This window comes from Vibrio sp. 1CM23M, assembly GCF_023161755.1.
GTDB classification, from domain to species: domain Bacteria; phylum Pseudomonadota; class Gammaproteobacteria; order Enterobacterales; family Vibrionaceae; genus Vibrio; species Vibrio coralliirubri.
The window spans coordinates 991,456-1,005,619 of record NZ_JALNTR010000002.1; the positions used below are offsets into that span (position 1 = coordinate 991,456).

12 protein-coding genes are annotated in these 14,164 nt (G+C 42.2%); 5 read left to right on the forward strand and 7 right to left on the reverse strand.

What is annotated here, in order from left to right; translation table 11 throughout:
- Window positions 1–421 precede the first annotated feature (421 nt).
- A complete protein-coding gene (locus MSG35_RS09760) occupies window positions 422–1,288 on the forward strand; it encodes a hypothetical protein (protein ID WP_048609318.1) in 867 nt (288 codons plus the stop codon).
- Between the two features lie 117 nt (window positions 1,289–1,405).
- Here the strand turns inward: MSG35_RS09760 and MSG35_RS09765 are convergent, their stop codons facing one another.
- The 3 genes from MSG35_RS09765 to MSG35_RS09775 all read right to left on the reverse strand — a co-directional run bounded on the left by MSG35_RS09765 (window position 1,406) and on the right by MSG35_RS09775 (window position 4,384).
- Window positions 1,406–2,419 carry a manganese-dependent inorganic pyrophosphatase gene (locus MSG35_RS09765; protein WP_248383796.1) on the reverse strand — a complete coding sequence of 338 codons (1,014 nt, stop codon included), beginning with the start codon at window positions 2,417–2,419 and terminating at the stop codon, window positions 1,406–1,408.
- Window positions 2,420–2,897: 478 nt separating this feature from the next.
- Complete coding sequence (locus MSG35_RS09770; protein ID WP_048614662.1) at window positions 2,898–3,347, reverse strand: septal ring lytic transglycosylase RlpA family protein; 450 nt, start codon at window positions 3,345–3,347, stop codon at window positions 2,898–2,900.
- Window positions 3,348–3,673: 326 nt separating this feature from the next.
- Window positions 3,674–4,384 (reverse strand): SDR family oxidoreductase, encoded by a 711-nt coding sequence (locus MSG35_RS09775; RefSeq protein WP_248383797.1) that lies wholly within the window; start codon window positions 4,382–4,384, stop codon window positions 3,674–3,676.
- A 219-nt stretch (window positions 4,385–4,603) separates the two neighbouring features.
- Here MSG35_RS09775 and MSG35_RS09780 point away from each other — a divergent pair, with 219 nt between their 5' ends.
- Window positions 4,604–5,500 (forward strand): LysR family transcriptional regulator, encoded by an 897-nt coding sequence (locus MSG35_RS09780; RefSeq protein WP_248383798.1) that lies wholly within the window; start codon window positions 4,604–4,606, stop codon window positions 5,498–5,500.
- Between the two features lie 291 nt (window positions 5,501–5,791).
- On the opposite strand, the gene MSG35_RS09785 is transcribed toward MSG35_RS09780, so the two are convergent.
- The gene (locus MSG35_RS09785; RefSeq protein WP_052879817.1) at window positions 5,792–6,691 is read right to left on the reverse strand and encodes a LysR family transcriptional regulator; all 900 of its coding nucleotides are present in this window, start codon (window positions 6,689–6,691) and stop codon (window positions 5,792–5,794) included.
- Between the two features lie 114 nt (window positions 6,692–6,805).
- On the opposite strand from MSG35_RS09785, the gene MSG35_RS09790 reads away from it, so the two are divergent.
- Window positions 6,806–8,125 carry a serine hydrolase gene (locus MSG35_RS09790; RefSeq protein ID WP_248383799.1) on the forward strand — a complete coding sequence of 440 codons (1,320 nt, stop codon included), beginning with the start codon at window positions 6,806–6,808 and terminating at the stop codon, window positions 8,123–8,125.
- Window positions 8,126–8,387: 262 nt separating this feature from the next.
- Here MSG35_RS09790 and MSG35_RS09795 read toward each other — a convergent pair whose 3' ends face one another.
- The 3 genes from MSG35_RS09795 to MSG35_RS09805 form a co-directional block, all read right to left on the reverse strand.
- A complete protein-coding gene (locus MSG35_RS09795; protein ID WP_048609315.1) occupies window positions 8,388–8,879 on the reverse strand; it encodes a VOC family protein in 492 nt (163 codons plus the stop codon).
- A gap of 245 nt (window positions 8,880–9,124) precedes the next feature.
- Window positions 9,125–10,501 carry a nucleobase:cation symporter-2 family protein gene (locus tag MSG35_RS09800; protein WP_248383800.1) on the reverse strand — a complete coding sequence of 459 codons (1,377 nt, stop codon included), beginning with the start codon at window positions 10,499–10,501 and terminating at the stop codon, window positions 9,125–9,127.
- Between the two features lie 281 nt (window positions 10,502–10,782).
- The gene (locus MSG35_RS09805) at window positions 10,783–11,274 is read right to left on the reverse strand and encodes a VOC family protein (protein ID WP_016798106.1); all 492 of its coding nucleotides are present in this window, start codon (window positions 11,272–11,274) and stop codon (window positions 10,783–10,785) included.
- A 473-nt stretch (window positions 11,275–11,747) separates the two neighbouring features.
- Here MSG35_RS09805 and ahpC point away from each other — a divergent pair, with 473 nt between their 5' ends.
- On the forward strand, window positions 11,748–12,305 hold the full coding sequence (gene ahpC / locus MSG35_RS09810; protein ID WP_016798107.1) for an alkyl hydroperoxide reductase subunit C: 558 nt from the start codon (window positions 11,748–11,750) through the stop codon (window positions 12,303–12,305).
- A 198-nt stretch (window positions 12,306–12,503) separates the two neighbouring features.
- Complete coding sequence (gene ahpF / locus MSG35_RS09815) at window positions 12,504–14,096, forward strand: alkyl hydroperoxide reductase subunit F (RefSeq protein ID WP_248383801.1); 1,593 nt, start codon at window positions 12,504–12,506, stop codon at window positions 14,094–14,096.
- The last annotated feature ends 68 nt before the right edge of the window (window positions 14,097–14,164 follow it).

Consider the following 14,164-nt stretch of genomic DNA (forward strand, 5'->3'; position numbering starts at 1 on the left):
ATCGGTATTCAGTTCCTCCCTTTTCCACGAATCATAATGGATCGAAGATACGGATTAAGGGGAGGTTATGAGGTGATTTTTTTGGCTGGCACGGATTTTCCCCATTATAATCTGTAACTCTATCACGCAAGCTGCATCGCACAACTTACCTGAGTGTTCGTGTTGTTAAGCATTCCCCTTAGAAAAGTCATACGAACATATCACCAGTCATGACACAGTTATTTTGAATGTCTTATTGAGGTACTAAGACACACCGTATACACAACAGTAATTAGTCGAATCCTATTACATGATTAATTTTTTTAGTTAATATTGAATATCAATTTTAGTATAATATAAATAACCAACTGCACCTTTCAAGTTCGATTAGATAAATATAGAGATATTTATTAAGTCTGGAAGATATTAAAGGATAGTGACTATGCAAAAATTAATTATGCCAAAAGAACGAAAATTTGGATGGAAATTAAAACCGACTTCATCAGTTCATTGGGGACAGACTGTTAACAAATCAGGCCAAATCTGTGTTGTTTTAGAGCACTCATTATTACGAGGGGTGACATCTGAAATGATCGCTTGGTGGTTTAAGAATTTTGCAAACCTGAGCGTAACTTTAGAAGATATCAAAGGATATGAGGGAGTAAAAGTGCCTGCATATCTGCTGTGGCATCCTTCTGATCACATCGCTGTTCAAATGAGTGGCAAGCTAGGCGTAAACAATACGGCAGTAGCTGGAGGAAAGATTCATATTAAAGAAGCCATGCAATACAATAAATATGGATTTAAATACCCTGTTAATAATAAACTAAAAATTTTCTATTGTGAAAATGACGGTTGGGGAATGGGAAGGGAAATACCATTGCTTGGTAAGCTGGTATTCTTAAGAATATGCTACACGGATGTATATGAAAATGGCAAGCTCATCGGTGTGCATTATCATTATGAGGTAGTTGCTGGTACTAGTAAGCGAAATTTCTTAGCAAAAGCAATTAATAATAAAATTGTTGGAGGCCTTACCCCTGATTTCTGGAAGGCATGGATTACTCATAATACTATTGAAGTAGGCGTATTTGAGAACTTCCTCCCTGTTCTTTATAGCCAACGAAATGATTTAGAAAATTTGCATTACTCTAAAAGTATGAATCCAATAACCGAGGATATTGCATCAAATGATCAAAATGGGTTTGATTTTGATCTTCTTAATAAAAGATTAGAAGGTTACAAAAATAGCGAAAATGCCTTTGATTATCAAAATGGAATTGAAAGAAGTAATAAAATATTAGGATAAACAGCAAGTACAACGATGATCTTAAAATTGAAAATTTACAACTCACCTAAAACAAAAGGGATTGGTATCTCTACCAATCCCTTCACTACTTATTTATAAAGTAACAGCTCTTACTATCTACAAACTTTCAATTGCCTTTTGAACTGCAGGGCCAATCTGACGCTTGCGAGAAGTTACACCTTCTAGCGTCAACATGTCGCTTGTTGGTTCAGCGTTGAAAGCCGATTTAATCACTTGATAGTCGCTTTCATCTACCCAAAGTAAGTTTGCTTCTTTGTTCTTAGTGTCTGTGATGGAGAAGAACAGATGGTCTAAGCCGTTCTCTGCTTTGTAAGTCTTCATTGCTGCTAAAAGATCGTCTTTACGGTCAATCAGTTGTTGAGCCGTTAGCGTTTCAGCCACACCGATACCCACCTGTTTGCCACCGTACTTAAAGTTCTTGTAGTCCAGCGTCAGAATGGTTTCAGAAGAAAGGTGGCTGAGATCCGACTTAGCAATCAGCATCTGTTGGCCGAAATCTTCGATGTCTGAAATACCTGCAACTTTTGCCAGTTTCTCTGCGTACTCACGGTCATGCTCAGTCGTGGTTGATGATTGGAATACCACAGTATCAGAAAGGATTGCGCCTAAACCGACACAAGCAAGGTGTTTAGGTAGGGTCACATCCAGCTTTTCAGCATTGTCAGCCAAAATTGTCGCAGCCGATCCCCATCCTCGAATATCCATCTCGACAATTTGTGGTGTGTTAATCGGTGAGCCACCAATTGCGTGATGATCAACCACAGCAACAATAAATGCTTGGTCAATAGTTGGCGCTAGCTGAGTGACCTGATTGAAGTCCACCAGCCCCACTCGGTATGAGGAGTAATCTGTCTCTACGCGTGGTGATTCAGCATTACAGTAGTTCAAGATGAAGTTGGATTCTGGATTAATCGGCTCTGGTACTGTCGCTGTACCGCCATAGATATGAGCCGCGAGCATCGCAGACATTACCGTGTCGCTGTCTGGGCTTAGGTGCCCTGTCCATACGAGATCTTCACTGTTTTCATTGGCTGATTGTTGCAAGCTAAAAGCAAAACTTGCTGAGCTAAAAGACATAATTAGGGCTGCAACGACAGGGGTTAGCTTCACGGGTATTTCCTTATTTGAATTCGATATAGAACCCCATAAGCTAAACACCAAAAATTTCAGAACCGTGTCACTAATATTTCAGATTTACTTCAGTGAGTAACGAAATGTAATCTCCCTCACTTCGAGAGTCTTCTTCTCCCATCAATTGTACCTCCCCCTTTCTATTACACTCCCGCCACAACCAATTTTGGATTAGTTCAGCTTTTCATTATTTCACAATGAATTTCAATGAACCCTAATAATAAGAAAGCTAAGACACTGATTTATTGACCACATAACATCATCAAACCACATATTAGAAATAAGATAATCTTATTAAAAATGGATTATCGAAAGGCACAAAAAAGGCTACAAAGCAGCCTTATTGAGTAAGCATAAATGAGCTATTGATTCACCGATATCGAGGTTCTGTTCCTCCCCTTTCCCACTACTGGTAAGGGATCGTAGATGTAAACCAAGGGGAGGTTAGGAGGGGATTCTAGTGTTTGTATCGAAAGGTGTTGCTGTCATCAATGATCTCAATTTTGACTGTTGCTACGCCTTTCTTGACGTCTCCAATTTGAGAGAATGCTTTGTGCGAAAGGTCAATCACTCGGCCTTTTACGTAGGGGCCTCTATCGTTAATTTTCACATCGACTGACTTGTTATTGGCTGTATTGGTCACTCTTACGATAGTCCCAAATGGCAAGGTTTTGTGAGCGGCTGTATAAGCATTTTTATTATACGTTTCACCACTTGCTGTCAGTTTTCCGTGGAATTTATCGCCATACCAAGAAGCTACTCCCACAAGTGCATGTGAATTGGCATAGCCCTTTGTTTTTGAAGTATCGACGGCCGCATGTGACGAGCATCCGGCAAGCAAAGTAATAAGAAAAGCGGCAAAGATAAGGTTTAGTTTTTTCATGCTATTTGAGTAGATCTTCTTCATGTAATGTTTATTTATTTTCATTGTAGTGCGGTTCAGCAGTATTAAGCTGAGTATTGTGAGTTCTCAGCGAGGGCTATCACCAATTTGATTCCGCAATATTTTCATGAAACACGCTCGCTTCAGTCATATTCATGAAAGGTTTTATCTTCAAAACGTCAACTTTAACAACGCCTTAGAGCTGTTTATTTATTAACCGCCTCACATAATGGAGCACTTAAAAAGCACACAAACAAAAAAGGATTGGTATCTCTACCAATCCTCTTTAGAGGGCGGTTTACTAGTTTGTTGCAGATAGCACAACGCTATCCAAACTTACTAACCTATGATTAATGCATCTTGTTGTTAACGGTTATTAGAGAGCCACTTAGATAAGTTTTATTCGGTTGGGTCAACTCCATCATCAAATCTGCCAAATCTACAGGATCTACCCAAGTAGATTGGTCAGCCTCAGGAAGTGCTTGTCGATTTACTTCAGTATCAACAATGGTCGGCAACACCGCATTCACTTGAACATTAGATGAAGCCGCCTCTGCAGCCAAGCTTTCGACCAAAGCATTCAATGCTATTTTAGATGCCATGTAAGGTCCGAATCCTGCGGGTATGTTACGTGCTGTATCACGAGCGGAAACGAACATCATTGAACCTTTCCCTTGCGACTTCATTAATTTAAAAATTTCTCTTCCGAAGACAAACGCCGTCATAAAGTTCGCGTTCCATAAGTCAGACATTTTACTCACTTCCACATCAGTCCAATGACTCCAGATATAAATGCCAGAGCAATGAAAGTGAGCATCGATATGACCTAAGATTTTTGAAGCCTCAGCAGCAAGCGCTTGGCTTTGCACTTCATCCGTAAGGTCTCCAAGTAACACGGTAAGATGACCTGAATACTTATCTTCTAAACTTTTTGCTCTTGCTTCATCGCCGATACGCCCAAAAGCGACGACACGGGTTCCGCTCGTAATGAGTTTCTCTATCAAGTGTTGGGCTGTTACCGAAAAGCAGGCTGCGATAGTGGCTGTTTTAATTGCATTCATGATTATTGCTCGTTGTTGGTAATGATGTGGAGAATCATAAAGACAACAACCTAAGGTTTGAATCTGCCGAGAAGCAATTCAGTTTTGCTTTATAAGCAATTAAGCTAACATTAAAGAACAGTTAAAACATCAATGTCACTTATGCTGCGGGCGCCAACCATCTTATTTAGAAGGCTGCATTTTGAAAGAACTGAAACCGTCGTTTAATGAGGAATACACATGAGCCTTTTCAATCGTCTTGCCTATTTCAACTGCGTGGTTGAACAAGGAAGTATCTCCAAAGCCAGTCGGATTTTTGATATTCAGCCCTCTTCTATCTCACGACAGCTCTCGGCGTTGGAAGAAGAACTCAATGTGCGACTGTTAGAGCGCTCGACACGCAACGTAGGGGTCACTGAAGCAGGTCAATTGTTCTATCAATATTCCAAGCGAATTACGGGCGAGTTTGATGAAGCGAAACGAGTCGTCAGCGCATTGCATCACTCGCCGAGAGGGAGCCTCAAAATAAGCACGACCGTTGCGTTTGGAGAAAGCAAAATCTTGCCCCTTGTTCCTATCTTTAGGGCTGCCTTTCCCGAGGTCGATATTGAAATTGAAATCACAGAAAGAGTGGTCGATTTGATCGAGGAAAATGTGGATATCGCGATTCGCAGTGGCCGACTGCCTGATTCTAATTTGATCGCTAAGAAGCTCGTCCAAAACAACTTTATTCTATGCGCCAGTCCTGACTATGTAAGAAGAAACAAAGCCCCTCAACATGTTGAAGATCTAGCAAAACATGACTGCTTAGTTTATGGCTACAAGGGGTGGCATGATTGGTTTGTATTGGATAAAAAACCGCAAAAAATCGACATCTCTTATTACATGGAAGTCGACTCTGTGAACGGGCAAAAGCAATTGATATCGAACGGTGGTGGTATTGCCCTGCTCCCACAATGGGCGATTGAAGAAGAACTTAAAATAGGCAAATTGGTGCAATTGCTTCCTGAGTTTACGTTTAGCCCATGTAACTATGAAACCAGCACATACGCAATCTATCAAAACCGCCAGCTAGTTCCGAGCAAGGTTCGAGTGTTTTTGGATTTCCTCACTGAGCATTTCGGAACTGCTCTTTAGTTTTTGTATCTCGTACGTCAGCAGAAGGTATTTAGCTGATGACGATGTATAAGTCGAACCATGTCCATCATAACCAACCCAAAAAAGAAGATTGGTATCTATACCAATCCTCTTTAAGAGGTGTTTCGACTTTTCTGCCTTAAGCGCAATTGTCCGTAATCAATCGCGTAGGTATCTTCGTATGTGTACGAGTAGAATTCGAATAGCATGCCAAGCTTTAATACGAAATTCTGAATCGGCTCTCTGTTCTGAGCTAACACAGATCTTCACGATATCGTTAAGCCATAGAGGTTATGAGTAACGGCCGTTAGCAAAAACAGCGGCGCATTCCTTGGCTATTTCAATAATTCGGCTTCTTGTTTTATTCATCTCTGAATGCAGCGGATAAAACAACACCATCTCTTGCCTCAAGTTCACTAGTGTTTCCTTGACGTTTATCTTTCTCAACTTCCCTGCATCGACAAAATCTTGCGCATTTGCAGTACTTAAGAGCGTCCAACCCTTTTTTTGAATCTTGTTTAACAACATATCGTTATTCGAAACAAGGTGCTTTCGATTACTGATGTTCGCATATCTCATTTCATTCAATACAGAGTTTTCGGTCAGCAGGAAATCCTCAGTGGTTAACTCATTAAGATCGATAGCCTGATGGGAGATGCCAGATTCCATTGAAGTAAAGGGGGCATATTGATAGGTGCCTAAATTAACGACTCCAACTTTAGTGTTCGGAAAGATCTGACCAATAGTCGGCATAATTGAAAATAGTGCATCACCTGCTTCGATATCTTTAAAGCTTGAACCTCGGTCTCTTTGCAGCCAATTTATCGAAATATCAGGAAACTCACGCTCAATCGCGTCATCGATATCGGACAGTAAACACAGGGGTATTAAATCATCATGGTGTAAGACGATGGAAGTGACATCAGTAGAAAAAGTAGACAAGGCAACGCTATAAAACTCTTTTGACTGTCTGATCAAGTTGTCAGCTCTAACATACAAATGTCTCGCGCTCTTAGTCGGGACCACTGTTTTACCCTGAATCTCAAATAGCTCAAAACCCAAAATATCTTCTAACGCTTTGACTCTTTCTCGAACCGTAGCTCTTGTTTTATCCGTTGATCTTGCGGCTTTACTGTAGCTATTAAGCTCGTATACCGCTTTAAAACAAGAGAGTTGCTCCAATGTGACCATAACTGCCCCTCAACACCAATGTATGGGTAATGCGTACATTATGTATTCGTGTGTATCTTTTAACAAACATATTATGTGTCCAAAGATGATTAGGAATAAACAAGGGCTATAAATATGAAATTAAAATCGATCGCAATTTTGGCGTCCATCTCAGCATTCGCGGTATCTGCAAACGACAATGCGACTGCAATGTACTCTGTTTTGACGGATGCAAATGAGCAGGTGACATTAGGAAATTGGATGCACCCTGATTACAACCATTGGGCTTTCCAAAATATGGGGATTCACCCAACATTAATGGTCCCTCGTGATGGCAATGTTTCAGTATTACCAGAAAGACTAGACCAAAATATTGCTCAACTTCAGTTCCAATATGCTGAACAAAATTACACCGTCAAAGAAGCAATGTTAAATGACCGCACTGATGGTTATATCGTTATCAAAGACGGTCAAATTGTTGATGAAGAGTACTTTGGTACTTTTGGACCTAAAGATCACCACATGTGGGCATCAAGCACTAAATCACTCATTGGTCAGGCTATTGGTATTCTCGTTGAGCAAGGTAAGCTAGATCCCAATAAAACCGTTGAAAGCTATATTGAAGAATTACGAGGCAGTCATTTCGGGAAGCAAACCGTGAGAACTGTTCTGAACATGACATCAGCTCTAGACTACAGCGAAGACTATGCCAATATCACCCCTGGCACTATGCACTTTGAGTACTTTCGTCGCTTAGGCTTAGTACCTGCATATGACTTAATGATGCTTGATCCAACTAAGGACGATACCCCGAGAGGCGTATTAGAATTTGCTCCTGATTTTGAGCAAAATCCAGATTTGGCGGTGAACCACAAATATGAATACCATTCACCTAATGTTGACGTTGCTGGGTGGCTCATAACTCGAGTATCGGGACAACCGCTACAAGATTTTATTGCTGAAAACATCTGGTACAAGCTTGGCGTTGAACACGATGCAACCCTTATGGCTGATATGACATTCACTCCAATTGCCACAGGTGGATTCGCAACGACACTAAGAGACTTTGCCAGAGTCGGTATCGCTATTGCCAACGACGGAAGTTTCAATGGACAACAAGTCTTTTCCAAAGCATGGATAGAAGATACCTTCAATCTAACTGAAGATGAGAGAAAACATATGGATCGCAGTATTTACAAAGACAAAGATTCAGGTGTTTACGACCAGTGGCTTGAAGGGTACAAAAACTATTTGTGGGTTCATGATAGCGAAAAAGGAATCGCGACCTTTAGAGGTGTGTATGGTCAACACCTATACATCAACCAAGAACAAAACCTTGTTATCGCGACGTTTTCATCAGCACAATCAGCCTCAAATGCAGCAAGGTCAACCAACTTACCTCGTTTAGCCGCTTTTGAAGCAATCACAAACCACTATGAAAAGGAAAACCGTTAAACAAGAGACGGTTACTAAGAGGTTTGCTCGTAACCTGTATCAACTCTTTTGAATCACACAAAAGGGTTGATCGGTTACCGACATGGGTATCCCCATTAAGCTCATTTCCACATGAAACTCAGGTCGAACTTAGCATCATCCAATAGTGGAGTAGACTCTTTAGTTCCTTAACCACCGCAAACAAAAAAAGGATTGGTATCTCTACCAATCCTCTTTAGGGGGTGTTTCGGTTTTTCTACCTTATGCCAGGTAGATAACGTTATTACTCGTAGTCAGTCGCGTACGTGTCTTCGTATGTGTGCGAGTAGAATTCGAACAGGTTGCCAAACGGGTCTTCTAGGTAAACCATTTGTGCTTGTTTTAGTTCGTCTTCTGGGTGGTAGCGCATGATGTCCATACGAACCTTACCGCCAAACTCTTCAACACGCTTAATCGCTGAGTGAAACTGCTCTTTTGGCAGCTGTAGACAGAAGTGAAAGATACCTAAGCGAGAGAAATCAACTTCGTGACGCTCTTGGCGCTCTTTCATTTCGAACAGCTCAACACCGATGCCATCAGATGTTACTAGGTGAGCAATGTTGAAGCCTTTAAAGCCTTCACCGAACACAGCGATACACATGCGGCCGATTGCTGATTCGCGCTCTTCCATCACTTTGGTGTTGTTCATTACGACTCTTAGACCTAAAGCTTTCGTGTAAAACTCTACTGCTTTGTCCATGTCGCCAACCATGATACCTACGTGATTCATTTTCATAACTTTCTCCAAATTCTCTTTAATTCTGTATTTTTCGAAGACTGCTTCGGTCTTCCGTTTCGATGGAAAGAGTATATGGAGATATGCTGATTAACTGAAATTATCATAATTTATATTAATGATAATTTTATGTTATTTACCAAATTAAGTGAGATACCAACACGTCACACAATAAGTTAAAATTCAGAGCCACATATTTCATGTGGCTCTAGTTAAACATCCTTAGTTCAGCACGAAGAAGCCCGTTACGCTTTGCTGGTTTGAACTACATCCGAGATCGGTTTCTCTCTAGTTTCAGGCACCAAAGACATCAACCCGGTAATCACAAGCGCGGCAATACCAGACATGGTTACAGGTGAGCCAAATATGCTTTGTGCTATCTTCGGCGCTTCTTTCAATAAATCCGGCACCAGCATTACCCCAAGCCCTAAGCCTAGTGAGATGGCAATCGTCATAATTCTGCGACGATCCAGTTTTTCATTTGCAATAATCTTGATGCCCGCAGCAGCAACCGTACCGAACATCACTAATGTCGCCCCGCCTAAGACTGGCTTTGGAATCGTCATTAATACCGCACCTAAGATGGGAAATAGCCCTAACAGAAAAAGAATCGCGGCAATGAAATAGCCGATGTAGCGACTCGCGATCCCCGTAAAATGGATCACACCGTTGTTCTGGCTGAAAGTCGTGTTCGGAAAAGTATTGAATACCGCAGCGATAAGTGAGTTCACGCCGTCACCCAGCACGCCAGCCTTGAGTCGATTGAGGTATTTAGGCCCTTTAACCGGCTGCCCTGAGAACATGCTGTTGGCGGTAAGGTCACCCGTAGTTTCTATAACAGTAATCAAGTAAATAAAAGCGATAGGCAGGAAGGCTTGCCAATCAAAAGCGAAGCCATATTTAAATGGGACAGGAATACTCAATAGCGGTTGAGAAGCAAAAGAAACCATAGACGCTTTACCCATCAAAATGGCAACGCCCCAGCCAACTACCAACCCAACTAAAATCGACGACAGCCTAACCATATTATTGTTACTCAGGTTAAGCACGACTATGGTTCCGAGGACTATGGCACCCAACATCAGATTGCTTCCAGAACCAAAATCTTCGGCGCCAACGCCACCAGCAATATCTGTGACGCCAACTTTAATCAAAGAGATACCAATCGTGGTGATAACGATTCCGGTCACAACGGGCGTGATCACCACTTTCAGCTTTTCGATAAAACGCGATAGGACAATTTCGACAAACGCACCGAAGAAGCAAACACCAAAAATGGTGGCCAGCATTTCATCCGGGCCACCGCCATTCGCTTTAACAAGGAAGCCCGCACCTAATACAGATCCTAAGAACGCAAAGCTGGTTCCTTGGACACAAATCATCCCTGCGCCAACTGGCCCTATTTTTCTAGCTTGGATAAAGGTACCTACCCCAGACACCATCAGTGCCATGCTGATCAGATAAGGGATGTGTTCACCCAACCCTAAAACACCGCCAATAATGAGCGTGGGTGTGATAATGCCAACAAAGCTGGCTAATACATGCTGCAGTGCCGCGTAACTGGCTGCTTTAACTGATGGTCGGTCATCCAATCCGTAGATCAATTCACTGTTCTGTTCCATGTGACTTCCTTAATGTATTTTTTATTGTATACAATTTACAGAAAGGGAATAAAGCAACATATATGCCAATGGTTTAACATTATATTTATCAATCAGTTAATTTTTCCATCAAGGGAATACTGCACTAAAGAGCAACATTGTCGGCTTGTTTTAGTGCAACAGATGTTTTATTCGATGTTCCGAAATTAAGCCCTACAAACACAAAAAAGGATTGGTATCGCTACCAATCCTCTTTAGGGGGTGTTTCGGTTTTTCTACCTTATGGCAGGTAGATAACGCGATTACTCGTAATCAGTCGCGTACGTATCTTCGTATGAGTGCGAGTAGAACTCGAATAGGTTGCCAAACGGGTCTTCTAGGTAAACCATTTGTGCTTGCTTCAACTCGTCTTCTGGGTGGTAACGCATGATGTCCATACGAACCTTACCGCCAAATTCTTCAACACGTTTAATCGCTGAGTGAAACTGCTCTTTTGGAAGCTGTAGACAGAAATGGAAGATACCTAGACGAGAGAAATCAACTTCGTGACGCTCTTGGCGCTCTTTCATTTCAAATAGCTCAACACCGATACCATCAGATGTTACTAGGTGAGCAATGTTGAAGCCTTTAAAGCCTTCACCGAACACAGCGATACACATACGGCCGATTGCTGATTCGCGCTCTTCCATCACTTTAGTGTTGTTCATTACGATTCTTAGACCTAGCGCTTTCGTGTAAAACTCGACTGCTTGGTCCATGTCACCCACCATGATGCCTACGTGATTCATTTTCATAACTTACTCCAAATTCGTTTTAAATTCTGTGCTTTTCGAAGTCTAGCTTCGGTGTTTCGTTTCGATGAAGAGAGTATAGGTACACGCGATAATTAACTGAAATTATCATAATTTATATTAATGATAATTTTTTGTTATTCACCAATTTGGTATCACAACTCAACTGACGTAAAGAAACCATATCTACCTTTACCTACATAGACACATAGATACGCACACCAATAAAGATAAGCCCAATATAGAGAACAACCTAAAGAGCATAGCTACTCAAATTGGGGATTGCTGATGTTTGATGGCTTTTGTTAATTGTTTTTGTTGATAGCTTTTACCGATAGCCTTTTCCTTTCGAAGATAGGATTCGCCTATTGAATCTATAGAAATGTCCGATTTCACTAATTTTCGGTGGCAATGCAATATATCTACATCGACGCGGGATAGCGTTAAACACTACAAATTAGAAAGAGAGTCAAATCATGATCAACACAGAAATCAAACCATTCAACGCAACAGCATTCAAAAACGGCGAATTCGTAGAAATCACTGAGCAAGACGTTAAAGGCAAGTGGGCTGTATTCTTCTTCTACCCAGCAGACTTCACATTTGTATGTCCAACTGAGCTAGTTGACCTGCAAGACAAATACGCAGAGCTTCAATCTCGCGGCGTAGAAGTTTACTCAGTATCAACTGACACTCACTTCTCTCACAAAGCATGGCACGATACTTCTGACAAAATCGGCACTATCGAATACTTCATGGTAGGCGACCAAACAGGCAACATCACAAATAACTTCAACGTTATGCGTGAAGGTCAAGGCCTTGCAGACCGTGCAACGTTCCTAATCGACCCTGAAGGCGTTATCCAAGCAATGGAAATCACAGCTGAAGGCATCGGCCGTGACGCAGAAGACCTACTACGCAAGGTTAAAGCAGCACAATACGTAGCCGCTAACCCAGGTGAAGTTTGCCCAGCTAAATGGAAAGAAGGCGAAGAGACTCTAGCTCCATCTCTAGACCTAGTAGGCAAGATTTAATCTAAGCCTAGCTAACAAGAATAGCTAAACGGTTCTACAGGCGCGCTTCGGCCCCCCTCCTAAAGGGCAGTCGCGCGCCACCCTTTCAAAACATCAACACCACAATATTTGCCGACTTGCGCCCCCTTTTTATTTTCCTTTTTCAGCAAGAAGGTATTGGTCAATACCAAGACACAGAATTTAAGAGCAGGCACGATTATGTTAGATCAAGCAATGAAGCAGCAGCTAAAAGCATACCTAGAAAACCTAAAAACCAATGTTCAGTTAGTCCTTAGCCTGGATGGCAGCGACACCGCGAACAAACTTCAAGATCTGGCGAATGACATCGCGTCTTTAACCGACAAAATTGAAGTGATCCGTGATGATAGCGCGAGCACTCGTAGCCCTATCATGCAGGTAGTGAACCAAGAGAAAGGCACAGCGATCGGTTTTGCCGGTTTGCCAATGGGTCACGAATTTACGTCACTGGTTCTAGCACTGCTTCATAGTGGTGGTCACCCTATCAAGCTTGAAGCGGACGTAATCGAACAAATTAAAGAGCTCGACCAAGAGCTTAATGTAGAGATTTTCATCTCACTCTCATGCCAAAACTGTCCAGAAGTGGTTCAGGCATTCAACATGATGTCGGCGATTAACCCTCTGGTTAAGACAACAATGATTGATGGCGCAGCATTCCAAGATGAAGTGAAGTCTCGCGACATCATGGCAGTACCAAGTGTATTCGTTAATGGTGAGCTATTTGGTCAAGGTCGTATGTCACTGGCAGAGATCCTGAACAAGGTTGATTCAGGCGCAGCACAAAAGAAAGCAGCAAACCTAAACCAACAAGCACCCTTTGATGTATTGGTTGTCGGCGGCGGCCCTGCAGGTTCTTCAGCGGCAATTTATGCTGCACGTAAAGGCATTCGCACAGGTGTGGTTGCTGACCGATTCGGCGGCCAAGTGATGGACACCATGGCGATTGAGAACTTTATCTCAGTGAAAGCGACAACTGGCCCTAAATTAGTGGCAAGCCTTGAAGAGCACGTAAAAGAGTACGGTGTTGAAGTGATGACTGAGCAGCGCGCTGCAAACATCATTGCAGCAGAAGACACTGAAGACGGCTACATCCACGTTGAGCTAGAGAGCGGCGCAACACTACGAGCTCGCACGGTTATCACAAGTACCGGTGCTCGCTGGCGTGAAATGAACGTTCCGGGTGAGCAAGAGTACCACAATAAAGGCGTCGCTTACTGCCCACACTGTGACGGTCCTTTATTCAAAGGTAAGAAAACAGCGGTTATTGGTGGTGGTAACTCAGGCATCGAAGCGGCAATTGATTTAGCGGGTATCGTTGAACACGTAACCGTACTTGAATTTGCAGACACACTACGTGCCGACCAAGTGCTTATCGACAAAGCGAACGCAACACCAAACATCGAAATCATCAAGATGGCACAAACAACGCAAGTGATTGGTGATGGCAACCGTGTAACCGGTCTGGAATACAAAGACCGCAACACCGATGAACTTAAACAGATTGAACTTGCGGGTATCTTTGTTCAAATCGGCCTGATGCCAAACAGCGAATGGTTGAAGGGTTCAAAGGTAGAACTTTCACCACGCGGTGAAATTGAAATTAACGCTCATGGCGCAACATCAATGAAAGGTGTGTTTGCCGCGGGTGACGTAACAACCGTACCTTACAAACAGATCATCATTGCGATGGGTGAAGGTGCAAAAGCAAGCTTAGGTGCATTTGACCACCTAATCCGTAACTCAGCTCCAGTTAAAGAGGCTGAAACCGCTTAATCTTTACACTGAAAAGCTTAAAGCTTTTAACTCAAGTTCCTTAAATATTTGTTAACTTAATTCTTTAC

Bases quoted from the DNA above. Each gene is read 5' to 3' on its own strand.
- MSG35_RS09780 (WP_248383798.1), top strand. From the start codon at position 4,604: ATGAGCCTTTTCAATCGTCTTGCCTATTTCAACTGCGTGGTTGAACAA.
- MSG35_RS09785 (WP_052879817.1), bottom strand. From the start codon at position 6,691: ATGGTCACATTGGAGCAACTCTCTTGTTTTAAAGCGGTATACGAGCTT.
- MSG35_RS09760 (WP_048609318.1), top strand. From the start codon at position 422: ATGCAAAAATTAATTATGCCAAAAGAACGAAAATTTGGATGGAAATTA.
- ahpF (WP_248383801.1), top strand. From the start codon at position 12,504: ATGTTAGATCAAGCAATGAAGCAGCAGCTAAAAGCATACCTAGAAAAC.
- MSG35_RS09770 (WP_048614662.1), bottom strand. From the start codon at position 3,347: ATGAAGAAGATCTACTCAAATAGCATGAAAAAACTAAACCTTATCTTT.
- ahpC (WP_016798107.1), top strand. From the start codon at position 11,748: ATGATCAACACAGAAATCAAACCATTCAACGCAACAGCATTCAAAAAC.
- MSG35_RS09790 (WP_248383799.1), top strand. From the start codon at position 6,806: ATGAAATTAAAATCGATCGCAATTTTGGCGTCCATCTCAGCATTCGCG.
- MSG35_RS09800 (WP_248383800.1), bottom strand. From the start codon at position 10,501: ATGGAACAGAACAGTGAATTGATCTACGGATTGGATGACCGACCATCA.
- MSG35_RS09795 (WP_048609315.1), bottom strand. From the start codon at position 8,879: ATGAAAATGAATCACGTAGGTATCATGGTTGGCGACATGGACAAAGCA.
- MSG35_RS09775 (WP_248383797.1), bottom strand. From the start codon at position 4,384: ATGAATGCAATTAAAACAGCCACTATCGCAGCCTGCTTTTCGGTAACA.
- MSG35_RS09805 (WP_016798106.1), bottom strand. From the start codon at position 11,274: ATGAAAATGAATCACGTAGGCATCATGGTGGGTGACATGGACCAAGCA.